Source organism: Nitratidesulfovibrio sp. HK-II, from assembly GCF_003402415.2.
Taxonomy (GTDB): Bacteria; Desulfobacterota; Desulfovibrionia; order Desulfovibrionales; family Desulfovibrionaceae; genus Cupidesulfovibrio.
The window spans coordinates 1,886,308-1,910,821 of the sequence record NZ_AP036014.1 but is presented as its reverse complement, the minus strand read 5'-3'; the positions used below and the strand labels follow the sequence as shown (position 1 = coordinate 1,910,821).

General features: G+C 67.4%; 21 protein-coding genes and 1 tRNA gene. 13 read left to right on the top strand and 9 right to left on the bottom strand.

All coding sequences use genetic code 11. The annotated features are described in order from the left end of the window. Positions 1-22 precede the first annotated feature (22 nt). The 9 genes from RVX_RS07680 to RVX_RS07640 all read right to left on the bottom strand — a co-directional run bounded on the left by RVX_RS07680 (position 23) and on the right by RVX_RS07640 (position 11,783). On the bottom strand, positions 23-385 hold the full coding sequence (locus RVX_RS07680) for a response regulator (RefSeq protein ID WP_007521947.1): 363 nt from the start codon (positions 383-385) through the stop codon (positions 23-25). A gap of 76 nt (positions 386-461) precedes the next feature. Then, positions 462-2,237: a methyl-accepting chemotaxis protein gene (locus RVX_RS07675; protein ID WP_116305397.1), complete on the bottom strand. Its 1,776-nt coding sequence runs from the start codon at positions 2,235-2,237 to the stop codon at positions 462-464. A gap of 342 nt (positions 2,238-2,579) precedes the next feature. After that, positions 2,580-4,673, bottom strand: a complete 2,094-nt coding sequence (locus RVX_RS07670) for a methyl-accepting chemotaxis protein (RefSeq protein WP_116305396.1) — start codon at positions 4,671-4,673, stop codon at positions 2,580-2,582. A gap of 251 nt (positions 4,674-4,924) precedes the next feature. Next, a complete protein-coding gene (gene radA, locus RVX_RS07665) occupies positions 4,925-6,382 on the bottom strand; it encodes a DNA repair protein RadA (RefSeq protein ID WP_116305395.1) in 1,458 nt (485 codons plus the stop codon). Between the two features lie 9 nt (positions 6,383-6,391). Continuing rightward, complete coding sequence (locus RVX_RS07660; RefSeq protein ID WP_116305394.1) at positions 6,392-7,354, bottom strand: DUF3426 domain-containing protein; 963 nt, start codon at positions 7,352-7,354, stop codon at positions 6,392-6,394. A 69-nt stretch (positions 7,355-7,423) separates the two neighbouring features. After that, a complete protein-coding gene (gene hpt, locus RVX_RS07655) occupies positions 7,424-7,963 on the bottom strand; it encodes a hypoxanthine phosphoribosyltransferase (RefSeq protein ID WP_116305393.1) in 540 nt (179 codons plus the stop codon). 158 nt (positions 7,964-8,121) lie between these two features. Next, on the bottom strand, positions 8,122-8,589 hold the full coding sequence (locus tag RVX_RS07650; RefSeq protein WP_007521959.1) for an N-acetyltransferase: 468 nt from the start codon (positions 8,587-8,589) through the stop codon (positions 8,122-8,124). Further along, positions 8,590-9,066, bottom strand: a complete 477-nt coding sequence (locus RVX_RS07645; protein ID WP_116305392.1) for a TlpA family protein disulfide reductase — start codon at positions 9,064-9,066, stop codon at positions 8,590-8,592. Between the two features lie 269 nt (positions 9,067-9,335). After that, on the bottom strand, positions 9,336-11,783 hold the full coding sequence (locus RVX_RS07640; protein ID WP_116305391.1) for a homocysteine S-methyltransferase family protein: 2,448 nt from the start codon (positions 11,781-11,783) through the stop codon (positions 9,336-9,338). A 269-nt stretch (positions 11,784-12,052) separates the two neighbouring features. Here RVX_RS07640 and RVX_RS07635 point away from each other — a divergent pair, with 269 nt between their 5' ends. From RVX_RS07635 to RVX_RS07575, 13 genes are all read left to right on the top strand, one after another. Beyond that, positions 12,053-13,402, top strand: coding sequence for a sigma-70 family RNA polymerase sigma factor (locus RVX_RS07635; protein ID WP_116305390.1), 1,350 nt, complete (start codon positions 12,053-12,055; stop codon positions 13,400-13,402). A gap of 36 nt (positions 13,403-13,438) precedes the next feature. Beyond that, complete coding sequence (locus tag RVX_RS07630; protein WP_230404473.1) at positions 13,439-15,244, top strand: tetratricopeptide repeat protein; 1,806 nt, start codon at positions 13,439-13,441, stop codon at positions 15,242-15,244. Beyond that, a complete protein-coding gene (locus RVX_RS07625; protein WP_230404471.1) occupies positions 15,244-16,110 on the top strand; it encodes a hypothetical protein in 867 nt (288 codons plus the stop codon). The genes RVX_RS07630 and RVX_RS07625 overlap by 1 nt, the downstream gene beginning before the upstream one ends. A gap of 56 nt (positions 16,111-16,166) precedes the next feature. Continuing rightward, a complete protein-coding gene (locus tag RVX_RS07620) occupies positions 16,167-16,526 on the top strand; it encodes a hypothetical protein (RefSeq protein ID WP_116305388.1) in 360 nt (119 codons plus the stop codon). Between the two features lie 215 nt (positions 16,527-16,741). Next, the gene (rpiB, locus tag RVX_RS07615) at positions 16,742-17,194 is read left to right on the top strand and encodes a ribose 5-phosphate isomerase B (RefSeq protein WP_116305387.1); all 453 of its coding nucleotides are present in this window, start codon (positions 16,742-16,744) and stop codon (positions 17,192-17,194) included. A 177-nt stretch (positions 17,195-17,371) separates the two neighbouring features. Then, a complete protein-coding gene (cysS, locus tag RVX_RS07610) occupies positions 17,372-18,829 on the top strand; it encodes a cysteine--tRNA ligase (RefSeq protein ID WP_116305386.1) in 1,458 nt (485 codons plus the stop codon). 7 nt (positions 18,830-18,836) lie between these two features. Continuing rightward, the gene (locus tag RVX_RS07605) at positions 18,837-20,294 is read left to right on the top strand and encodes a M48 family metalloprotease (protein WP_116305385.1); all 1,458 of its coding nucleotides are present in this window, start codon (positions 18,837-18,839) and stop codon (positions 20,292-20,294) included. A gap of 100 nt (positions 20,295-20,394) precedes the next feature. After that, entirely contained in the window at positions 20,395-21,003 is a 609-nt protein-coding gene (locus tag RVX_RS07600; RefSeq protein WP_230404470.1) for a macro domain-containing protein, read from the top strand. 103 nt (positions 21,004-21,106) lie between these two features. Further along, positions 21,107-21,664: an ATP-dependent protease subunit HslV gene (gene hslV / locus RVX_RS07595; protein ID WP_116305384.1), complete on the top strand. Its 558-nt coding sequence runs from the start codon at positions 21,107-21,109 to the stop codon at positions 21,662-21,664. Further along, positions 21,661-22,599 carry a 4-(cytidine 5'-diphospho)-2-C-methyl-D-erythritol kinase gene (gene ispE / locus RVX_RS07590; protein WP_116305383.1) on the top strand — a complete coding sequence of 313 codons (939 nt, stop codon included), beginning with the start codon at positions 21,661-21,663 and terminating at the stop codon, positions 22,597-22,599. The genes hslV and ispE overlap by 4 nt, the downstream gene beginning before the upstream one ends. Before the next feature lie 66 nt (positions 22,600-22,665). Further along, a tRNA-Gln gene (locus RVX_RS07585) sits at positions 22,666-22,741 on the top strand. Between the two features lie 48 nt (positions 22,742-22,789). After that, positions 22,790-23,728 carry a ribose-phosphate diphosphokinase gene (locus RVX_RS07580; RefSeq protein ID WP_007521993.1) on the top strand — a complete coding sequence of 313 codons (939 nt, stop codon included), beginning with the start codon at positions 22,790-22,792 and terminating at the stop codon, positions 23,726-23,728. Positions 23,729-23,790: 62 nt separating this feature from the next. Continuing rightward, positions 23,791-24,366, top strand: a complete 576-nt coding sequence (locus RVX_RS07575) for a 50S ribosomal protein L25/general stress protein Ctc (protein ID WP_116305382.1) — start codon at positions 23,791-23,793, stop codon at positions 24,364-24,366. Positions 24,367-24,514: the final 148 nt, after the last annotated feature.

The following is a 24,514-nucleotide window of genomic DNA, read 5'->3' as shown; positions in this document are numbered from 1 at the left end:
TCCGGACGGTGCGCGCCCGGGCCTAGCCGAGCACCTTCTTGACCACGGCCAGCAACTGTTCCGGCTGGAACGGCTTGACGATCCAGCCCGTAGCTCCTGCGGCCTTGCCTTCCTGCTTGCGGGTAGCCTGCGACTCGGTGGTCAGCATGATGACCGGGATGAACTTGTAGGCGGGGTTGGCGCGAATCTGTTTAATAAGTTCAATGCCGTCCATGTTGGGCATGTTCAGGTCGGTGATCACCATCTTGATGGGCCCGGAAAGCTTGCTCACGGCGTCCTTGCCGTCCTTGGCCTCAACGACCTCGTACCCCGCGTTGCGCAGGGTGAAGCCGACCATCTGCCGGATGCTCGCCGAATCGTCCACCGTCATGATGAGCTTGCTCATGAAATCCCTCGTGCTCGAATGTTCTGAGTTGGCGGTTTCGTGCGGGCGTCGCGACGGTAGCCGCGACGCGGCGGGGTCAGAAAAGTTCGATGTTGTCGCCGTAGCCGTCGTCACCCCCGGCCGCCGGGGCAGCGGCGTGCGCGCCGCCCAGCACGCGGCCGTGCAGCACGCGTTCCTGCTCCATGGTGTAGCGGTCGCGCAGGGCGGCAAGGCGCCGTGACGCGGCCTCGCGCGCGGAGGCGGGCACCCGGTCGCGCAGCATGGCGGCCATGTCGCCCACGTCCGCGGCGGCGTCGGAAAGTCCGGCCTTCACCTGGGCATCGAAACCAAGGTCGCTCACGGCGTGGTCAACCTGTCTGGCCAACTCGGAGCAGGCATTGCCCACCCCGGCGAACAGGCGTGCGGCTTCGCCGTTCACCTGGCGCAGACCGTTCGTAAGCCCCTCCAGTTCATCGGAAATTTCCGTGACGCGCGAGGAATCGAGGTAGGCGGTCGCATAGCTCTTGAGCTGCCCTGCCACGCCGTCCACCTCGCGCAGCAGCGTGGCAAGGGCCGTGGTGCTTTCGCCCGCATCCTGCGACAGCCGCTGGATGGAAGAGGCCAGTACGCCCAGCGCCTTGCCCTTTTCTCCGGTATGCGCGGCCCGGATGCTGGCGTTGAGTGCGATGAGCTCTATCTCGTCGCCGACGTCTTCTATATCTTCAAGAAAAACGCTCATCTGCGCAACCATTTCGGCAACTTCGCCCATCACGTGGCCCATGCGTTCGCCCTGCTCGGCCAACGACAGCATGCGCGCGGCGATTTCCGCCACGCTACGCTCCAAGTGGTCGAGCACGGCGGTGCCCCCGCAGCCCTCACCCAGGCGTGACTCATCAGAGAATCCCCCGGTGCGCTGGCCTACCCCGCGCACGCTGGCGGCGATGGCCGTCAGCTCAAGCCGCAGGGTGGACACGGCATCGGCAAAGCTGTTCCGCGCGTTGTCCAACTGGGCCTGTTGCAGGGCGCAGATATCGGCGGCCACGGCCAATTCCTCGGCCAGCGCGGCCTCGTCGGTTTCCGGTGCGCCCTCGATGCCCGTGCGGGCGTCGGCCAGGGCCTCTTCCACATGCTCCACCTGCTGGCGCACGATGTCGTGAAACTGGAGCGAGCCTATGATGCGCCCCATGGATGTTGCAATGTCGGCAGTATGCCCGCGCACCTCTTCCGAGGCCTTGCGGCTGGAGTCGGCCACCTCGTGCAGGGTGTCCATGTTGTCGCGCAGCGACCCGAACACGGAATAGGCGCACTCGCGCTGCATTTCGTGCATCTCGCGGGTGCTGGTTTCGGCCTTTTCGGCCAGCGCGTCCAGCGTTTTCGCCTGCAGCATGATGCGGTCGGAATATTCGACGATCTTGTAGCCCAGTTTTTCCACGTCGTCGGCAAGGGTGCTGAAGCCGCGCCCGTCCGAACCGAGGCGCGCGCTTTCGATGCGCGTGGAGATGCCCAGCATTTGCAGCGTGCGCACAACCCGTGCGTAATCACGAATGGATTTGGAGAGTTCGTGCACCAGTTCGCGCGCACGGGCCAGCATGGCGAGATCTGTGGCGTCCTCGTCCACGTGGCAGAGCGTCTGCATGGCATCCAGTTCGGCCACCAGTTCTTCCAGAATATGGCGCACTGTGTCGCCCGAAGCGATGTGGGTCAGCTTCTGGCTGTCGGCGGCAATGTCCTGAACCCGAAGGGCCACGTCCTGCAATTCCGCGCCAAGGGCGAGAAAATCGTCCTCGCGCTGCTGCACCAGCAGGGCAAGCCCGCTGCCCACGCGCCCAAGCCGCTCCCGCACCTCGCGCGCCAGCGCCGTGTATTCCTGCATCTGCGTCCCGTCTCCAGTGGTTCCTGCATCCCCCGCGGCCGATGCACCGGATGTCGCGGCACCCGTGGTGTCCTGAATCGCCTGGCCGTCCCCCGCGCCCAGTTCCGCCGCCATCACGCCGTTGCCCTGTAGGGGCACCGCCCCTAGCTGATCGCCCGACCGTGCCTGCCGGTTGTACCGGATATCCCCCGCAAGCCGCAATCGGGCAAACGGGCGCAACAAACCGGCGCATGGTCAGGGTGGCAGCAGACCTACGTTAACGCAGCCCCCATCGCGTTTAAAGTATAAAATGGGGGAACCCCCGCCAGGGAGAGCCCCACGCCGATATCCGACATTGCACGGTCAGTCGAGAAAACGGATTTCCGCCCGTGCGGTATGTTCCCCCTGCGGCGTCACCTTGACGTCCACCTTTCGCCTCATGAAATCGGCCGCGCCGATAAGTATCCCCTCGAAGTATTCAAACAGCGCGCGAGAGGATCGATACGTCATTATCAGGGTGTTGCCCCTGTCCTCGTAAGTGAAGGCTGGCGGATTGATGCCGGGGTAGTCCTTGGTAAGCTGCTTGTGCAGTGCATCCATGCCCAGGTACATTTCCTTGAGATCGTTGGTCTTGAAGTAACGGCGATACATCCTGTAGAAACCGTCCATGGTGTAGCGCCCCAGTTTGCGGAACACATCGCGCGTGGAATCTCCGGTGATGCGCGAAAGTTCGTGCGCCATCTGCTTCAGCACCTGGTCCGGGTAGTTGCCGGTGGCCAGGAACACGGGGTTGCCCATGGCTTCCAGAACCTTGGCGACCACGTCCCGCCCGTAGTTGCCCACGGCGAATTCCTGCATCAGCTTGGGCAGCACGCCGCGCATCTGCCCCTGGGACTTCCACAGCTTGGTGGCGTCCACCTTGGCCTCGCTGAAGCGCACGGCCAGGGTGAGCAGTTCCTGCGAAAGCCCGGCCAGGTCGCGCGTGGCAGCCGACGCCTGCGTCGCGCCCGCCTCCGATTCCCCGGCCACGGCGGCGATGGCCTCCACCGCGCCGGTCACCTCTTCCGCCGAGGCGGACTGCTGTTCGGCCGCCGTGGCGATCTGCGCCACACGCTCCACCATGTCCTCTATGCGCACCGTGATGCGGGTGATGGCCTGCCCCGCCTCGTTGGAAAGCTGGGTGCTCTCGGTCACCTGGGCCCCGGTCACCTGCATGGACTGCATGGCGTCGGTGGAGCGCTGCTGGATGGTACGCACCGCCTGCTCCACTTCCTTGGTGGCCGACATGGTCTTTTCCGCCAGTTTGCGCACCTCGTCCGCCACCACGGCGAAGCCGCGCCCGGCGTCACCGGCGCGGGCCGCCTCTATGGCGGCGTTGAGGGCCAGCAGGTTGGTCTGGTCCGCGATGTCGTTGATGACCCCGATGATGCGGCCGATCTCCCCGGCCTGCCCGTCCAGTTGCTTGAGTTCAGCCGCCAGCCGGTCGGCCGATTCGGCCACCGCGTTGATGCCCCCCACGGCGCGCTGCACCAGCGCCGCGCCTTCGTTGGCGTCGTTGCGGGCGTCCCGAGCGGCGTCGGACGTGGCCGAGGCGTTGCGCGCCACCTCGAGCACGGTGTTGCGCATCTGCTCCATGGCCGTGGCCACCGAGGCGGACTGCTCCTTCTGGCGCACCGCGCCGCGCGCCTGCTCGTCCGACGAGGCGGAGAGCTCTTCCGATGCGGAGGCCACGCGCTGGGCCAGGCTGCTGATGTCCGCGCCCGTGACCAGAAGTTCCTGCTGGCGCAACTCCAGGGCCGAGCATTCGCGCCTTGAATCACTGTGGTCGATCAGGGCAACCACCGCGCCCGACACGGCACCGTGCACGTCGGCCAGCGAATCGGAGAGCGCCTGCAACGACAGGCGCGCACCCCCGGGGGTGACGAATTCCACGTCGCGGTGCAGGGAGGTGGCGGGCACGACGGGCATGAAGTCCAGGCCTCCGCTTGCGCCTGCTCCTCCGGCAAGGGCGTCCGCCGGGGTGCGGCCGAGCATGCGGTCCGGCGGAACGCCCGTCAGCGTGGATGCGCCCTTGCTGGCCCGGGCGATGCGCCCCGAGGCGTCCAGCAGCAGCACCGGCGCGGCCAGTACGTCGAAGGCCGCGTGCAGCAGGGCGGTGTCCGCCTCCAGCCGGGCGGCCTCCTCCAGGGCCGGGTACGACGAGCCCCCACGGGCGCGGATGTCTTCCAGCACCCGCCCTGGGCCGCGCGCGATGAATTCTGCGCGCAACCCGTCCTGCCGGGCCTCCCGGATGCGCATGTCGTAGAAAAAGGCCCCGGCGGTCATGGCAAGGCCAAGGCAGAGCGCAAGGCCAGACCAGAGAAGGCCGCCGGGCAACGCGAGACCGGCGGCGAGCAGACTCAACACCGTGCCGAGGATGGCGGGAACAGGCGGAAACGAGGCGCGCGGGTTCTTCATGGCGGTCTCCGTTATCGCGGTGATGACGTTCGGGAAAATTGCCCTGAATGTACCCTGTTGGGCGGCCCAAGCAAACGGCATTGCCCAGATTATCATGTACGAAACAGCGAAGGCCGTTACGACGACGCGTTGGGGAACGATGCGGAAGCGCGGCGTGACAACGCCGGGTGCGGATGCTGGGGCTGGATGCGGGAAAAGGGGAATGAGGCGGCGGGAAGGCGCACGTACGCGGCGGACGCCCCCCTCTTATGCTAGACGCCGTCGTCCTCGCCGCTGCCGGAATCGGCGCCCGTGGCCCCGCCATCGACGGCAGGGCCGCGCGCGCCCTGCCCGTCGGACTGGGCGGCATACGCGGGGCGGCGGGCGCGGCGGAACAGCGCGTCCTGCAAGGCGGCCACGGTGGGCACGCCGCGCGCGTCATCGTCGGCGGGGTGGAGAAGGGGCGTGTAGCCAAGCCTGCGGGCCTGGTCGCGGCGGATGGCATGGGCGGCCACCGGGCGCACCTGGCCGTTGAGGTCCACCTCGCCCCAGAACACGGCCCGCTCGGGCAAGGGCAGGTCGTAGAACGACGAGAGCACGGCGGCCACCAGTCCCAGGTCCATGCCGGGGTCCTGCAGCTTCATGCCGCCGCCGATCTTGGCGTAGATGTCCACCTGGCCGAAGTTGAGGCGCAGCCGCTTTTCCAGCACCGCCAGCAGCAGATGCAGGCGGTTCACGTCGAACCCAAGGCCCGTGCGGCGCGGAATGGCCAGATAGCTGCGGGTGACCAGGGCCTGCACCTCCACCGCCAGCGGACGCTGCCCGTCCACGGCCATGACCAGCGCGGTGCCGGACAGGGCCGGGTCGCGCGCGCCGAGGAAGAAGGTGGAAGGGTCTTCCACCACCTCCATGCCCTGCTCGGCCATGCGGAAGACCAGCAGTTCCTGATTGGGGCCAAAGCGGTTCTTGAGCACCCGCAGCAGGCGGAACATCTGCCGCCGGTCGCCCTCGATGGAGATGACCGTGTCCACCAGGTGTTCCAGCAGGCGCGGTCCCGCCAGCGCGCCATCCTTGGTCACGTGGCCCACCAGCAGCACCGTGGTGCCGCTGCGCTTGCAGGCCTCGACGATTTCCGTGGAAACGGCGCGCACCTGGCTGACGTTGCCGGGCAGTCCTTCCGCCCGGTCGGAACTGACGGTCTGCACGGAATCGACGATGAGCAGCGCGGGGGCGGCGGGGCCTTCCAGCAGGGGCAGCACGTCGTCCAGCCTGGTGGTGGCCACGGCCATGAGTTCGTCATGCAGCACGCCCAGCCGTTCGGCGCGCGCCTTGAGCTGGGGCAGCGATTCCTCGCCGGAAAGGTACAGCACGGAGCGGTTCGAGGCCGCCACGGCCCCGGCCACCTGCAGCAGCAGCGTGGACTTGCCGATGCCCGGCTCGCCGCCCACCAGAATGGCCGCGCCCGGCACCAATCCCTTGCCCAGTACGCGGTCCAGCGCATCGAGACCGCTGCCGAAAGGCTCGGCCCCGTGATCGGCCACATCCTTGAGCGGTTGCGCCCTGCCCTGCGCGCCAACGGACGACGCCCCGGAGCGCGCCCCTGCCCGGCCCTCGCGCGGGGCCACGGTAAGCTCCAGGGTGTTCCATTCCTTGCAGGCGGGACACTGGCCGCGCCATTGCGGCGCGCGCGCCCCGCAGGCGGTGCAGACGTAGGTTTCGCGCAGCTTCACGGGCGCACGCTACTTGCTTTCGGGCGGGGTGCGCGCCTCCACCACCTTGACGCCGAATTCGGCCACGGAGGCGGGCGGATTGTAGAACACCACCATGAACGGCACTTCGCCGCCGGGGGGCACGTTGGTGTTGTTGGTGAGGATTTCAATTTTGTTGTTCAGGGCCGTTTCCAGCTCCTGCTCGCCCAGCACCTGCAACTGGAACAGCGACACGGTGACGCCGCACAACTGCTGCTTGGTGACCACGGCCGCGCCGTTGGCGTCGTACAGCGAAGCCTCGATCTTGATCAGTTCGCGGGGCGAGGAGAAGTTGTTCACCACCTTGCCCTCGATCACCGCCACCTGGCCCACCTTCTCGTTGTTCACGTAGTACTGGCGGTAATTGCGCAAGGCGATGTTCTTGATCTGCTCGGTGCCGTTGACCACCGGCGGCGGCGTATCCGCCGCCTTATCCGAGGGCCAGATGCCGGTGAAGCGCAGGGTGACGCCCACGGCCACGGCCAGCAGCACGGCCACGAAACCGGCGACGACCGGCCAGCCATACTTCTTGGGCGGCACGGCGGGCGGGGCGTCATCCAGGTTGTAGCCCTTCATGGAGCCGATGATGTCGCTGACGTCGGGACCTTCGTCTCCGGCCCGGTCGCGCTTGCGCGCTTCGGCCTGCACCTTGGCGCGCACGGCGGCGTCCAGATCGGCGGCGTCGCTGGCGACGTCAAAGGGGCCGTGGTCCAGTTCCGCGCCGTTGGCGGAGACAAGGCCATTGGCGGCGCCCTGCGCGTCGTCACTGCCCATGCCCATGTCGCCCATGGCGGCGTCAAAATCGGGAACGCCGCCCGGCGGTGTCGTGGGCGGGGTGCCCGCCTCGATGGGGAAAACGGACTTGCACAGCGTGCACTTCAACTTCGCACCGGGGCGGGCGCGATCGTCGGGGAGGTTGTACTTGGTCGAGCAACTGGGGCAGATGACGATCATCGGGCACCTCGGACGTGGGATCTCGGCGAATGGCCGGGGCGCGACGACAGGCTGGCGGTTTCGCCCACCCTACGCACCCTCGGGTTCGATGACGGCTTCGTAGATGCCGGGAAGTTCGCGATACCGTTCGGCATAGTCGAGCCCATACCCTACAATGAAGCCACCGGGCAACGCAAACCCGGCGAAGTCGACGCGCACGGGCACGGCGCGGCGTTCCTGCTTGTCCACCAGCGCGGCCAGGCGCAGGCTCTTGGCGCCCCGCGCCGCCAACTGGCGGAACAGGAAGTCCACGGTGTGGCCGGTGTCCACGATGTCTTCCACCAGCAGCACGTGCTTGCCCTGCAAGGGCACCTCCACGTCCTTGGTGAAGCTGACGGTGCCGCAGGTGGAGGTGGACGCGCCGTAGCTGGCCACGCGCACGAAATCGAGTTCGGGGCGCATGTCCAGATGCCGCACCAGGTCGGCGAAGAACATGAACGCGCCCTTCAGCACGCAGACCACCACCACTTCTTCGCCCGCGTACAGGCGGTTGATCTCCTGGCCCATCTCGGCCACGCGCGCGGCAATGGCCTGCGCGTCGTACACCACCTTCAGTTCCTTGATCGTCATTGTCGTCCGGCCTCCGGGCCTGGGTATTTTGATGATGCGAGGGAGGGGCATCGCCACGCGGCATGGGTTGCAGCCGAGGTGAGGAGCCGCCCCGCAAGGGCAGTGCACTGTCGTCAACGATCGCAGGGGGCACCGGGATCGCCGGGCCGCATCGGCGGCTACATTTCCAGCAGCACCGCCGTCTCGTCGCAGTCGGGGAACTTGGGGCAGTGGATGCAGTCCGCCCAGATCTTCTGGGGCAACACATCCTTTTCTACCACCCGGAACCCCATCTTCAGAAAGAAATCCACCTGATAGGTCAAGGCGAACACCCGGAAGATGCCCAGGGTCACGGCATCGCTCAGGCAGGCATCCACCAGCTTGCGGCCCCAGCCCTTGCCGCGCAGCACGTCGGCCACCACCAGCGAACGCACCTCGGCGATGTCGTCCCAGGCGATGGAAAGGGCGCAACAGCCCACCAGCGGGCCGCCGTCGTCCGGGTCGATGACCACGAAGTCGCGCAGGTGGCTGTACAGCTGGTTCAGCGAACGGGGCAGCAGCAGCCCCTGGCCGGAGGTGTGCATGAGCAGGCCGTGGATGGCCTTCACGTCCTGCACGCGGGCCTTGCGGATGTAAGGCTGGCCCATCTATTTGCCCCCCAGCAGGGTATCCACGAACTTGCCCAGTTCCTCCGCCTCGACAAGGCCCACGTGGTTGGCCACCAGTTTGCCTTCGCGGTCATAGACCAGCAGTTGCGGAATGGACGACACGTTGAAGAACCGCTGCAACTCGTCCTTGCCCTTCCACACCGGGTAGTTGAACGGCGTGCGGGACATGAAGGCCGCGAGTTGCTTGGGGTTATCGTCCAGCGAGATGCCGTACAGGGCCACCTTGTCCTCTGGATAGCGGGCGCGCATGCTGATCAGGCCGGGAATCTCCTCCAGGCACGGCGGGCACCACGAGGCAAAGAAATTGACGATGACCACCTTGCCCTTGGCGGCGGTGACGCGGCGCAGCAACTCGCCGGAGCCCATTTCTTCCACCCCCGTGGGGGACGCAATGGCCGCGCCGCACAGGGCGGCAAGCACCAGCGGCAGAAGAACGAGCGATATCAGGCGTTTCATCAGGAAGCCTCCGATTGATGGAACCGGCGGAAACGGCGCGGCAACGGGCACGGGCCCGGCGCACCCCCGGCATCCGCCGCAGGGGCGGAGCGCATTCTTACCGCCGAACGTGCGCCGGGGCAACCGGCGCGTCCGGAACGGCCGCGCGGAAAATGGATGAAGACGGACGCCGGAATGGCGGCCCCGTTGGCAACGCGGAAAAAAACGCGGAGACCCCCTGGCCGGTCATGGGGCACGGCAGCGGCGCCACGCGGGCGCCGCCAACGTCCCTACTGGACGGCCAGCAACTCCTTGGCCACGCGCACGGCCTCCACGGCGTCGGCGGAATAGCCATCCGCGCCGATGGCCTCGGCAAAGGCGGGCGTCACCACCGCGCCGCCCACCATGACCTTGATGGGCAGGCCGCGTTCGCGCACCAGCCGCACGGTGTCCTCCATGCGCACCATGGTGGTGGTCATCAGGGCCGAAAGCCCGATCACCCCGGCCCCGTGGCGCTCGGCGGCCTCCACGATGTCGGCGGCCTTCACGTCCTTGCCCAGGTCCACCACGTCGAACCCGTGGTTGCCCAGCATCAGCGTGACGATGTTCTTGCCGATGTCGTGGATGTCGCCTTCCACCGTGGCCATGATGATCACCGGCCGCGTTTCCTGCCCCCGCTGGGCTTCAAGCAATGGTTGAAGTTTGCGGAAGGCATGCTGCATGGTCTCTGCGGAGCGGATGAGCTGCGGCAGGAAGTACTCGCGCCGCTCGTAGCGGCGGCCCACCTCGGTGATGCCGGGAATCAGCTTGTCCTGCACCAGCGAGAACGGGTCGGCCCCTTCGGACAGGGCGCGGTCCACCAGGGCCAGCGCGCCCTCGCGGTCGCCCCGGATGACGGCCTCTTCCAGCGTGGCGGCCTTGGCCTTCACGCCACTGGCACCGGAAGCCCCCCCTGCCCCGCCCGTCTGGACCGCACCGGCCTCCCCGCTGCCCGGCGTCCAGCCGGAATAGCCCTCGATGAAGGCTTCGGCGTTGGCGTCCAGCCCCAGCAGCACGCCCGAGGCGGCCACCGCCTCGCGGATGCGCGCGTTGCCGGGGTGGGCGATGCACGAGGAAAGCCCCGCGCCCGCCGCCATGGCCAGGAAGGTGGAATTCAACAGTTCGCGCGCGGGCAGGCCGAACGAGATGTTGGACAGGCCGATGGTGGTGGGCAGGCCCTGCGCGGCGCACCAGCGGATGGTGTCCAGGCAGTGGCGGGCGGCCTCGGCCTTGGACGACACGGCCAGCGCCAGCACGTCCACCATGACCAGGCGGCGCGGAATGCGCAGCCCGTCCGCCTGTTGCAACAGTTCCTCGATGATGGCGATGCGCTCGGCCGCCGTCACCGGCAGCTTGCGCCCCTTGAGCGGCAACAGGATGAACGGCGCGCCGTGGTCGCGGCACAGCGGCCCCAGATGCTCCATGCGGCCGGGTTCGCCGCTGATGGAATTGACCAGCGGCGAGCCGGGATGGAACGGCAGGGCCCCCGCGATGGCGTCCGCGTTGGACGAATCCAGCGACAGCGGCAGCGCGTGGCGGGCCACCAGGCGCTCCACCAGCGCGGGTAGCAGCACCGCCTCGTCCACCATGGGCGCGCCCACGTTCACGTCCAGCACCGGCGCGCCCGCCTCCACCTGTTCGTCGGCGAAGCGCAGCGCCTGGGCGAATTCGCCCGCCTGCAATTCGGCGATGAGCTGCTTCTTGCCGGTGGGGTTGATGCGCTCGCCGATGATGCGAATGGGGCTGCCTGCCCCGATGTGCACGGCCTGGGCGCGGGTGGTCAGCACGATGCCGTCGCGCCGGGCCGGGTCGGGAACAAGGCCGCCGGAAAGGGCGTCCAGCGCCCCGCGCAGGGCGGCGATGTGGTCGGGCGTGGTGCCGCAGCAGCCGCCCAGCAGGCGCGCCCCTGCGGCGGCGAAGCGCGCGGTATGCCGGGCAAAGTCGTCCGGCCCCAGGCGGAACACGGTCTTGCCGTCCACCAGTTCCGGCAGGCCCGCGTTGGGCTCCACCAGCACCGGCACTTCCGAGATGGCCAGCAGTTCGTCCGCCACCTCGACCATCTGCTCCGGACCAGCGCTGCAGTTGGTGCCCACAAGGTCCACGCCCATGTTCAGCATGGACTGCACGAACACCTCGGGCCGCGTGCCGGTAAGGCTGACGCCGTTCTCGAAGGTCATGGAAACGCCCACGGGCAGGTCGCATTCGGCGCGCACGGCCAGCACGATGGCCCGGGCCTCTGCCAGGTCAAACTGGGTTTCGGCCAGGATCAGGTCCACCCCGCCCTGCACCAGCCCCCGGATCTGGGCGCGGAAGGCGGCCACCAGTTCGGCGGGGTCCAGGTCGCCCAACGGACGCATGAAGTGGCCGGACGGCCCCACGCTGCCCGCCACGAACGCCTCGCGGCCGCTGGAGGCCACCGCCTCGCGCGCGGCGCGGGCCATGGCCCGGTTGAATTCCACCACGTCGGGCGTGCCGGTGCCCAGCTTGTAGACGCAGCCCCCGAAGGTGTTGGTGGTCAGTACGTCGGCCCCGGCGCGCAGGTAGTCGGCATGGATGCCCACCAGCACGTCGGGCCGGGCCAGACAGAAAAGTTCGGGGCTCACGCCGGGCGGCAGCCCGCGCGATTGCAGCATGGTGCCCATGCCGCCGTCGAAGACCAGTCGACGGCCGGAGCGAAGCGCTTGACGAAAATCTGGCACAGCCTGTACTCCTGAAACTTGGCTCGCCGACGACCGGATGACCGTAGGCCGCGAGGGTTCCGAAACATGCCCGAGACATGCGCACCTTGGCGCACCTTGGCGCACACTGGCGCGCGACGCCGCGCGGGTAGGCCTGTGTACCGGAAAGCCTTGTAAAGGACAAACAAAAATCATACCATCATCGTCTGTACGGCCCCCGTCAAGCATTTTGGGACACCGCTGCACGACGCACGAACCGGCGCGGCCCGCGCCGCGCCTTACCGGATACCATGACCGATACCCCCAGAACGCCGCGCCCCGCCCCGCGCGCACGCGGCGCCAAGGCCGCCGCGCCAGCCGAAACGCCCGGCGTCGACCCCGTAGTGGTTGATGCCGAGGTGATCCTTGACGTGCGCGGTGACGTGACCAGTGACGTCACCAATGACGTGCCCAGCGGCACGCCCCGCGCCAAGGCCGCCCGCGGCGCTTCCGCCAAGGCAACTGCCGGAAAACCCGCGCGAAGCCGCCGCAACGCCCCCGCCGACGAGGACGATCCGTCTCCCGTATCGCGCATCTCCGCCGAGGATGACGAAGAAACCCCGGATGGTACGGAAGGGGCGGACGAAGAAGACCTGGACATCGATTTCGACGGCGCCAGCGACGACGCCATCGACGTGGATATGCTGCATGGCGAAGCCGCCCCGCACGGCGCAGAGGCGCACGACGACGGCGAAAGCCCGCGCCAGGCCCTGCCCGTGCTGCGCCCGTCCACGCCTGGGGCCTCCACGCGCGATTCCCTGCACCTGTACCTGCGCGAAATCAGCCGCTTTCCCCTGCTGAAGCCGGACGAGGAATTCGACCTTGCCCGGCGCGTGCAGGAACAGGGCGACAGCGACGCCGCCTTCCGCCTGGTTACCTCGCACCTGCGCCTGGTGGTCAAGATCGCCATGGACTTCCAGCGCCGCTGGATGCAGAATGTGCTGGATCTGATTCAGGAAGGCAACGTGGGCCTGATGCGCGCGGTGAACAAGTTCGACCCGGAAAAAGGCATCAAGTTCTCGTACTACGCCGCGTTCTGGATCAAGGCCTACATCCTCAAGTTCATCATGGACAACTGGAGGATGGTCAAGATAGGCACCACCCAGGCCCAGCGCAAGCTGTTCTACAACCTTAACAAGGAACGCCAGCGCCTCATCGCGCAGGGGTACGACCCCGACGCCGCCACCCTTTCCGAAAAGCTCAACGTCACCGTCGAGCAGGTCGTGGAGATGGAACAGCGGCTCGATTCGTCCGACATGTCGCTGGACATCACCGTGGGCGAGGATTCCGGCGGGGCCACCCGCATGGACTTTCTGCCCGCGCTGGGCCCCGGCATTGAAGAGACGCTGGCCAACAGCGAAATCGCGCGCATGGTGCAGGACAGGGTGCAGACCATCCTGCCGAAGCTTTCGGACAAGGAGGCGTACATCCTCCAGCACCGTCTGCTTTCGGAACAGCCCGTCACCCTGCGCGAGATCGGCGAAAAGTACGACATCACCCGGGAACGCGTCCGGCAGATCGAGGCGCGTCTGCTGCAAAAGCTGCGTGACCACCTCTTCAAGGAAATCCGCGACTTCTCCTCGGATTGGATTTCACAGTAGCCGCCCGGCCCGGTCAGGCCGTTGCACGAGCCCTTCATGCCATCCATTTTCCCCATCGCCATTTTCCGGAACGCCCCGGCGCACCAGCCCCAAGGGGCGCACCGCCGCACCTTCGCCGCACGTCTGGCACGTTTGGCGCGGCAGGCCCGCCCGTGGCCGCTGCGCCGCGCTGCCGTGCTGCTGGCCGCCGTCTGTCTGGCCACCGGCGTCGCGGGCTGCGCCACCCGCCAGGCCACGCCGGAACAGCCCGCGGCCCCGGTGGAATGGCGGCTTACGCCGGAAGCGGCGACCACTTACTACTATCTGCTTCTGGAGCAGGCCAGCCGCACCGGCAACCTGCGCGACGCCATGACCGCCATCGAAAAGCTGGTGGCGCTGGACCCGTCCCCCAGGGTGTTCATCGACGGCGGCTCGTTCCTGCTTTCGCGCAAGGAACCCACCCTGGCCCGGCAGGTGTTGCAGGAAGGCGTGTCGCGCTATCCCGACGACCTCGACATCACCCTGCTGCTGGTGGAAACCTACCTTGAGGAAAACCGCACCAACGACGCGCTGTACACCCTGCGCGCCTTCACCAGCGCCCATGGCGAGGACGAGCAGGCCCGCCAGGAACTGGCCCTGCTGCTGGTGAAGACCCGCAACTTCGCCGAGGCGGACAAGCTGCTCTCCGGCATCGCCGAGCGCAACCGCACGCCGGTGCTGCGTTACTACCACGCCCGCGCGCTGGTGGGGCTGAACCGCCACTCCGAGGCTTTGGGCCAGTTGCGCAAGGCCGTGAAGGCCGCGCCGGATTTTCTGGAGGCCTGGGCGGAACTGGCGTTCATCTACGAACTGCGCAAGGACTACGTGGAGGCCGAGCGCACCTATGAGCAGATCATCACCCTGGACGAAAGCAACCAGGACGTGTGGCTGCGGCTCATCGCCATCAGCCTGAAGCTGAACAACCCGGCCAAGGCCTATGAACTGGCCCGTCAGGGGCCGGAGACCTTCGGCTTTCTGCTCACGGCGGCCACGCTGTTCCTGGAAGAAAAATTCTACGAACAGGCCGACGCCCTGCTCACCGTGGTCAAGGACACACCCGGCGCGCCCGAGGAAGTGTATTTCTACCTGGCCGTGCTCTCCTTCGAGGGCAAGCGCGACCCTGCCGGGGCCATCCACTGGCTTGGCGAGATCACCCCGTCCAACAAGTTCCACGACCGAGCCCTGCGCCTGAAAAGCCAGCTGCAGTTCGAGACCGGCGACCTGAACGCCGCCCTGGCCACGCTGAAGGAAGGACAGAAGACCTACCCCGGCCAGAAGGAATTCTGGCAGATGGAGGCCCAGCTGTACCTGAACAGCAACAAGCCGGAAGAAGCCCTGGCCGTCATGGACGAAGCGCGCAGGTTCTGGCCCGACGACGCGGAAATCGCCTTCATGCGCGGCATCATCCTGGATGAGCGGGGCATGAAGGCCGAGGCCTTCACGGTGATGGAACAGGTGGTGGCCGAACATCCGCGCCACGCCCAGGCCCTGAACTACGTGGGCTACACCCTGGCCGAGCAGGGGCGCGACCTGGACCGTGCGCTGGAGCTGATCACCCGTGCCCTTGAAGAGTCGCCCGACAGCACCTACATTATCGACTCGCTGGCCTGGACGCACTACCGCCGGGGCGAGCTGAACGAAGCGTGGCAGACCATCAACCGCGCCGTGGACCAGGGCGCCAGCGACCCCACCATCTGGGAACACTACGGCGACATCGCCGCCGCCCTCGGCAAGAAGGCCGAGGCGCGCAAGGGCTACCGCAAGGCGCTGGAAATGTCACCCGCCAACGCGGCGGACATCACCGCCAAGCTCAAGAACCTATGATGCATCCCCTTCGTCTTTCCCACGACCAATCCCTGGCGCACGGCATTGCCGTGCGCTGTTGCGTCCTGCTCCTGCTCGTCGCGGCCGCGCTGGCCCAGGGCTGTGCCCCGCGCGTGGCCCCCGGCGTGCCCGCCCCGCAGGCCGAGGCCGACGCCGCCTGGCACGCCTACCGCAGTTGGGCGCAGTCCAACGAGGCCGACGCGGGTCCCTTCCGGGTCAACGCCAGCCTGCGCTACAAGACAAGCGAACATGACGGCAACCGCGTGGTGGCGCTCTTGTGGTCCAACGGAGACGTGCCGCTGCGGCTGGACATCATGGCGGGCATCGGGGCCACCGTGGCCCGCATCCGCGAGGACGACACCACCTTTCTCGCCTACGCGCCCAACGAGAACCGCGCCTATTACCACAGCGGCGAACTGAACCGAGGCGGGCGCGCCCTGCTCTCGTTCGGCGTGCCGGTGCCCTTTTCGGTGCCGGATCTCGCCAACCTGCTCAACGGCAGGTTCGCCAAGGTGTTCGATGATGCCCACGCCGACCCCAGGCTTGTGGCGGACGGGGGAATCGCCTACACTCTGCCGCGCGGCAGGGTTCGCGGAATGCTTGAACTTTCTCCTGAAGGGCTGCCCCGCCGCTGGACCGATGCGCCCCCCGGCGAACCCCAGGACGGATGGGACATGCGCATCGACTACGACGACGCCGTGCCCCCCCTGCCGCGCAAGATCGCCATCACCCACGCCAAGGGATATTCCGCCATCCTGCTCGTGAAGGAGCGGGAGCGGCCGCAGGCCTTCACCGGCGAACAGCTGGGGCTTGTCCTGCCCGAAGGCACCGAGGTGTTGCCGCTGCGCGAAGGCGCGCGGCGCTAGGTCCAGCCCGCCAACACCACCAGCCCCGCAGGCACCACAACGCGACGGAGACGTTCATGACCGCGCCCGACACCTTCACCTCCTTCTCCCTTTCCGCCGTGCTGTCCAACCTCAAGGTGGGGCTGTGCGTGCTGCGCGGCGAGTTGGGCCGCATGGCAACCGGCGTGCTACGCTGCATGGAGGCGCGCCAGTTGCGCCGCCGCATGGACGAGGAGCACGCCGCCCTTGGCCGCCGCATGATGGAACTGCTGGATGCGGGAGTGCCCGCCACGGATGATGCCCGTATTCATGAACTGGCTGGCCGCGCCGCCTTCCTGCGCGACGAACTGGCCCGCCACGCCGCCGGGGCCGATGCGGACCGCGAGCGGCACCTGGCCCGCATGGCCCGATGTTGCGGAAACGGCGGCAAGGGCTGACCGGGCAGGCGACCGCCGTCCTCCGCGCCCGCACGGGGCGCACCACCGTCTTGACAAGCGGCTCCGGGAACAGCACATTTCCAGCGCCGTCCGGCAGCCGTCCCGCCCACGTCGTTGCGGTCCGGCGCACGGGCAGCGTTCAACTTCCACGGCACGCACCGCGCACGACATCGGCGCACATCCCATATTTCCGTCAGCACGCAGCGAGGGAACCCATGTCCGCACCCGTCATAATCGGCTCCGACCACGCCGGTCTCGCCCTGAAGCAAGTCATCGTCGCCCACCTCAAGGCCACCGGCCGCGAAGTTGAAGACCTTGGCCCCCAGACCGCCGAAAGTTGCGACTACCCGCTCTACGCCGCCAAGGTGGCGGAACGTGTGCTGGCCACCGGCGGCCTCGGCATCCTGGTTTGCGGCACGGGCATCGGCATGTCCATGGCCGCCAACCGTTTTCCCGGCATCCGCGCCGCGCTGTGCACCTGCGAATTCCACGCCCGCGCCACCCGCCAGCACAACGACGCCAACGTGCTGTGCCTTGGGGAACGGGTGACCGGCCCCGGCGTGGCCATGGGCCTCGTGGACGTGTTTCTGGACACGCAATTCGAGGGCGGCCGCCACCAGCGCCGCATCGACCAGTTCGACGGGTCCGCCCGCACCGGCGGCTGCTAGCCGTCGTCAGACGCTGCCGTACACCCGTCGCACATCTGACGGGCGGAGCGTCGGCCTTACAAGCCGAACGCCTGGCGTCACATTTATTCCCGCACCGCGCCGAAAGCGCAGGGTGCAACTGACACGGCGCGTACCGCGTCCGCTGCCGCACCACACCGCACATCCACGGGAGCATCAATGCAACTGTACAATACCCTGACCCGCAAAAAGGAACACTTCGAGCCCGCCGTGCCCGGCAAGGTCAACATGTACGTCTGCGGCATCACCGCGTACGACCTGTGCCACATCGGCCACGCCCGCTCCGCCGTGGTGTTCGACGTGCTGGTGCGCTACCTGCGCCACACCGGCCTCGACGTCACCTTCGCGCGCAACTTCACCGACGTGGACGACAAGATCATCACCCGCGCCAACCAGGAAGGCCTTTCCAGCCAGGAAGTGGCGGAAAAGTACATCGCCACCTTCTACGAGGACATGGACCGCCTGAACGTGCTGCGGGCCGACATAGAGCCGCGCGCCACCACGCACATCGCCGAGATGATCTCGCTGTGCGAACGGCTCATCGAACAGGGCAAGGCCTACGCCACCCCCTCGGGCGACGTGTACTTCCGCGTGCGCGCCTTTCCCGGGTATGGCAAGCTTTCCGGACGCGACGTGGACGACCTGCGCTCCGGCGCGCGCGTGGCCCCCGGCGAGGAAAAGGAAGACCCGCTCGACTTCGCCCTGTGGAAGGGCGCCAAGCCCGGCGAACCATACTGGGAAAGCCCGTGGGGGCATGGCCGTCCCGGCTGGCACATCGAGTGCTCGGCCATGAGCGAAAAGCACTTGCCCCTGCCCCTGGACATCCACGGCGGCGGGCAGGACCTGGTCTTTCCGCACCACGAGAACGAGATCGCCCAGACCGAGGCCGCCCTGGGCAAGGATTTCGTGCGTTACTGGGTGCACAACGGCTTCGTGCAGGTGAACGCCGAAAAGATGTCCAAATCGCTCGGCAACTTCCGCACCATCCGCGACATCCTGGAAGGCTACCTGCCCGAGACGCTTCGCTACTTCCTGCTCACCAAGCACTACCGCAGCCCCATCGACTTCACTTTCGAGTCCATGGACGAAGCGGAAAAGAACCTCAAGCGCATCTACGAGGCGCTGGGGCTGCTGCACGCCGAACTGCAACGCGAAAAGTGGACCTCCGGCCCCCTGCCCAAGGACGTGACCGAGGAATTCGAAGGCCTGCGCCAGGCCTTCGCCGACGCCATGGAAGACGACATGAACACGGCGGCCGCCCTGGGGCACGTGTTCACCATGGTCCGCCTGGCCAACCGCATCCTGGACAACAAGGGCCAGCGCAAGACAGAGGGCGCGCGCGAACTCTTCCGCCGCGTGCTGGTCGAGGCCCGCGCCTGGACCGCCGTGCTGGGCGTGTTCGGCCGCGACCCCGCAGAATTCCTTGCGGAACTGCGCGCCTGCCGCGTGGCCCGCAAGTCCATCGACCCGGCCAGGGTCGAAGAACTGATGCAGGCCCGCATCAACGCCCGCGCCGACAAGGACTTCGCCCGCGCCGACGCCATCCGCGACGAGATCGCCGCCCTCGGCATAGAAGTGCGTGACACGCCTTCCGGCGCGGTGTGGGACGTGCTATAGCACGCGCATGACCACTCGCTTCCGCCATCATTCCGCGCCCCGCACCGGCTGGCTCCGCGCCAGCCTGCGGGGCGCTCTTGCCCTGTGCCTGTGCGCGCTCCTGCTGCTGGGCCAGGCCCTGCCCGCCTTCGCGCCGCCCGCCGGGGCCTTCCTTGGCGACTTCACGGTCAAGGACGAGGTGGAACTGGGCAAGAAGTTCAACGTGCTCATCAAGGCGCGCCTGCCGCTGGTGGAAGACCCGGAGGTGAAGGAGTACGTGCGGTCCATCGTGGAGCGGCTGAAGGCGGTGGTGCCGCCGCAGCCCTTCGACTTCGAGACCAACGTGCTGCTGCACAACGCCGTCAACGCCTTCGCCAGCCCCGGCGGATACATATTCGTGCACACCGGCCTGCTGATGGCCATGGAGCACGAAAGCGAGGTGGCCGGCGTGCTGGCCCACGAAATGGCCCACGTCACCCAGCACCACATCGCCAGCCGCATCGAGAAATCGCAGCGCATCACCCTGCTCAGCCTGGCCGGGGCGCTGGCCGGGGCCTTCGTGGGGGCGGGCAGCGGCAAGGGCGCTGCCATGGCCGGTTCGCTGGCTGCCGGGCAGACGGCCATGCTCAACTACAGCCGCATCGACGAAACCGACGCCGACCAGGTGGGCATGCAGTACCTGGTGGCCGCAGGCTTCAAACCCGACGGCATGGCCGGGGCCTTCGAGAAGATTCGCCGCCAGCACTGGATGACCGGCACCGACGTGCCCACCTATCTCAGCACCCACCCCAACGTGACCGACCGCATCAGCGAGGTGCGGTTGCGCGTGGAACAGCTGCCCGCCAGCGTGCGCGATCGCAAGGACGACGACGAACGCTTCCGCCGGGTGCAACTGCTGGTGCGCGCCCGCTACGCAGACGCCAACATCGCCCTGCGCACCTTCGAGCAGGCCAAGCCCGGCGACTGCATGTCGCAACTGGGGCTGGCCATCCTGTACTCGCGCCTGAACCGGGTGGGCGAGGCCACGGCCGCGTTCGACAAGGCCATCGCCTGCAACCCCAAGGACCAGCTGGTCTGGCGCGAGGCCGGACGGTTCCACTACACCAAGGGCGACCGCAACCGCGCCGCGCAAATGCTGCAACGCGCCGTGCTGATGAATTCGCGCGACTACATGGGCCTGTTCTTCTACGCGCGCCTGCTGTTCGATTCCGGCCAGCGCGCCGAAGCCTATACCTATTACAAGGAAGTGCTGCGGCATCTGCCCGAGGATTCCGAAGTGCACGACTATTACGGCCGCGCGCTCGGCATGGACGGGCAGGTGTTCAAGGGTTACCTGCACCTGGCCTACAGCGCACTGTTCGCCAACGAGAAGGAAAAGGTGGAGCAGCTGCGCGACAAGGCGCGCGGGGCCATCCGCACGCCTGAGGAGCAGGCCGACCTGGAGCGCTTCGACGCCAGGTATCAGGAACGCAAGGCATTCTGGTAATGGCGGAGCGCGCCGCCAGCCGCAGGAATGCTGCCGCCCGCCCTTCCGCCTACCGCTGCGGCCGCCAATCTCGCATACGGCAACGTCCACAGGCACGTCCATGGATGCACTCTCCCTGATGATTGATGCCCCCGTCGGCCCCGGACGGCTGCTGGTGACCACGGGCGACCTGGCTGCCACGGAGGCCGACGCGGTGGTCAACGCCGCCAACGCCGAACTGCGCGGGGGCGGCGGCGTGGATGGCGCATTGCATCGCGCCGCCGGGCCGCAACTGTTGTCCGCCGGACGGGCCATCGTGGCCGCGCGCGGACCGCTATCGGCCGGAGAGGCCGTCATCACCCCCGGCTTCAACCTGCGGGCGCGCCATGTCATTCACGCAGTGGGGCCCATCTGGCGCGGCGGCATGCAGGGCGAGCCGATGGCGCTTGCCGCCGCCCATGCCAACAGTCTGCGCCTCGCGGCCGAGCACGGGCTTGCCCGCGTGGCCTTTCCGGCCGTCAGTTGCGGCAGCTACGGCTACCCGCCGGAACTGGCCGCGCCCATCGCCCTGGCCGAGGCCGTGCGCGGCCTGCGCGCCGGGCTGGTGCGCGAGGTGCGCTTCGTCCTGCATGGGCAGACCATGCTGGCGGTGTGGCGCGCTGCCTTCCAACGCCTTGCCGCGCAGGCCACCGATGCTGGACATACTGCAGGCGGCCAACCGCACGCCTGAGCGCGCATCCCCATGACACCCCGGACGATTGAGAACGACCAGGGACGACAGCGGACGAACACGACAGCACGACACCGGCGCGCGACGCCGAAGGAACCGACATATGGAACTGAAGGGAACGACCATCCTGGCCGTGCGCGACGCGAACGGCGTGGCCATGGCCGGTGACGGCCAGGTGACCATGGGCCAGAGCGTGGTGATGAAGCACACCGCCCGCAAGGTGCGCCGTCTGTACCGTGACCGGGTGCTGGCGGGCTTTGCCGGGGCCACGGCCGACGCGTTCACCCTGTTCGAGCGGTTCGAGGCCAAGCTGGAGGAATTCGGCGGCAACCTTACCCGCGCCGCCGTGGAACTGGCCAAGGACTGGCGCAAGGACAAGTATCTGCGCAGGCTGGAGGCCATGCTGCTGGTGGCCGACGCGGAAACCATCCTCATCCTTACCGGCACCGGTGACGTCATCGAACCCGACGACGGCATCGCCGCCATCGGCAGCGGCGGCCCCTACGCCCTGTCCGCCGCCCGCGCCCTGTCCCGGCATACCGCGCTGGACGCGGAAACCGTGGTGCGCGAGGCCATGGCCGTGGCCGGGGAACTGTGCGTGTTCACCAACGGGCACCTGACGGTGGAAACCCTGCGGCGCGGCGCGGACGCGGCGGCATGATCACCGCGCCATCCCCCGCAGTCACCCTGCGCGCCGGGTGCAAGGTGAACCTGTACCTGCGCATCACCGGCGTGCGCCCCGACGGTTACCACGAACTGGACACCCTGTTCCTGCCCCTGCCCGAACCGCACGACCTGCTGCACGTGGCCCCCCATGCGGGCGAGGGAATCTGCTTCACCTGCACCGAGCCGGACGTGGCCCCGGCCCGCAACACCGTGGTCGCCGCCTATGAAGGCTTCGCCATGGCCACCGGGTTTCGCCCCGGCCTTGGGGTACACCTGGAAAAGCGCATCCCCCACGGGGCCGGACTTGGCGGCGGCAGCGCCGACGCGGCCGCGCTGCTGCGCCACCTTGCCGCGCTGTGCCTGAAACAGGCCCCCGACATGGTCCCCACGCCAGAAACCCTGCGGACCATCGCGGCCAAGGTGGGCGCGGACGTGCCCTTCTTTCTGATGGACGGCCCGGCGCGGGCCACCGGCATCGGCGACGAGCTCACCCCGGTCCCCCATGGGGAACTCGCGGGCCTCGGCCTTGCGGGCATGCACCTGGTGCTGGCCTGTCCGCCGCTGCGCGTTTCCACCCCGTGGGCCTACCGGGCATGGGATGCCGCCAACCCGGCGTGCGCGCACGACGCCCCCGAAGCCGGGCGGTGCGCGAAATCATTGCGCCCTTGCTTGACATCGGAAAGTCTAGAAGATAGAAATCCACTCTCTCGCAGCCCGTGGCTGACCAACAGCTTTGAACCGGTTGTTTTTCAGACACATGGAACCCTGCGCCGGACCAAGGAATTTCTTCTTCGACGCGGGGCCTGTGCCGCGCTGATGAGCGGGAGCGGCGCAAGCCTCTTCGCCCTGTTCAGAAAACACGGCACGGCGCGCGATGTGGCCGAAGCGCTTCGCAACGACAACATCGCGGCCTTTTTGCACGCGCTGTGAGAGGCGCGCCGCCTGACCGGCGCACGCAGGCCAGCCCCTGCGTAACAAATCAGTTTTCCCTCATGCTGGGGTGTCGCCAAGCTGGTAAGGCAACGGGTTTTGGTCCCGTCATCCGAGGGTTCGAATCCTTCCGCCCCAGCCACTTTTCCGATGACGCTTGCCATCGCAACCACAAGCCGGAAGTCGAAACATGCACGGTGATCTGAAGATTCTTACCGGCACGTCGAACCCCGCCCTCGCCAAGGCCATCTGTGACCATCTGGGGTGCCAGCTCACCCCGGCCCTGTGCGAGACGTTCAGCGACGGCGAGATTCGCATCGAGATCGGCGACAACGTGCGTGGTGACGACGTGTTCGTCGTTCAGGCCACCTGTTCGCCCGTGAATTACAACCTGATGCAGCTCTGCCTGATGCTGGATGCGCTCAAGCGTGCCAGCGCGGGCCGCGTCACCGCCGTGGTGCCCTACTACGGCTACGCCCGGCAGGACCGCAAGGTCAGCCCGCGCGCGCCCATCAGCGCCAAGCTGGTGGCCGACTTCCTGACCACCGCCGGCACCGACCGGGTGGTTACGGTAGACCTGCACGCCGGGCAGATTCAGGGCTTTTTCGACGTTCCGGTGGACAACCTGTACGCGCAGCCGGTCATTCTCGAATACCTGCGTCCGTACGCCGGTGACATCGTCATCGTCTCGCCCGACGCGGGCGGCGTGGAGCGCGCCCGCTCGTTCGCCAAGAAGCTGAACGCGGGACTCGCCATCATCGACAAGCGCCGCGACAGGCCCAACCAGGCGTCGGCCATGCACGTCATCGGCGACGTGAAGGACAAGATCGCCATCGTGGTGGACGACATGATCGACACCGCGGGCACCATGTGCGCGGCGGGCGACGTGCTGCTGAAGAACGGGGCCAAGGAAGTCATGGCTTGCGCCACCCACCCCGTGCTTTCCGGCCCCGCCATCGAGCGGCTGTGCAATTCCGCCTTTTCGCAGGTCATCGTTACCGACACGGTGCCCCTGGGCGACAAGCTGGCCGCGTGCGGCAAGCTGAAGGTGCTGTCCGTGGCCGGCCTTCTGGCCAAGGCCATCCACAACATCCACACCGAATCCTCGGTGAGCGTGCTTTTCGTATAAGCAATTCACATTCCGACGCGGGGCGGGATGCTTACGCGGGAATGAATTTAAGGAGAACTGCAATGTCCGAACTGAAGACTTTGAGCGTGCGCAAGCGTGACGGCCTTGGCAAGGGCGCCAACCGCAAGCTGCGGGTCGAAACCCTGGTCCCCGGCGTGTTCTACAACGCCGAAGGCCTGAACGTGCCGATCGTGATGGACACGCTTCCCGTCGAGAAGATGTTCGAAGCCGTGGGCCGCACCACCGTCTTCAACCTCGAACTGGACGACAACGGCACCAAGACCACCTACCCGGCGCTGTTCTGGCAGATCCAGTACCACCCGGTGAAAAGCCGCTTCTCGCACATCGATTTTCGCGGCGTGGACCTGGAAAAGCCCGTCAAGATCCGCGTGCCCCTCGAATTCACCGGCACCTCCAAGGGCGTGAAGGTGGGCGGCAAGCTGGAAGTGTACCGCGAAGCGCTGGACATTTGCGCCAAGCCCCTGCTGATGCCCAGCAAGATCACCATCGATCTGACCGACCTTGAAATCGGCAAGACCATCAGCGTGAACGACCTGCCGCTCGGCGAAGGCGTCACTGCCGTTGCCGACCGCAACTTCGCCATCGTCGCCGTCGTCTCGCCCAAGGGCGAGGAATAGCGACCAAGGCCGGGCGTCACGCCCCTGCCGCGCCGCGCACCTTGGTGCGTGCGGCATGATTCAGGCGTGTTCCCACGGTTCGGACCGCGGTTTCCCTCCGGCCCCGCGCAGATGCGCGGGGCCGGTTTCCGCGTTGGCGAAGCCCGGT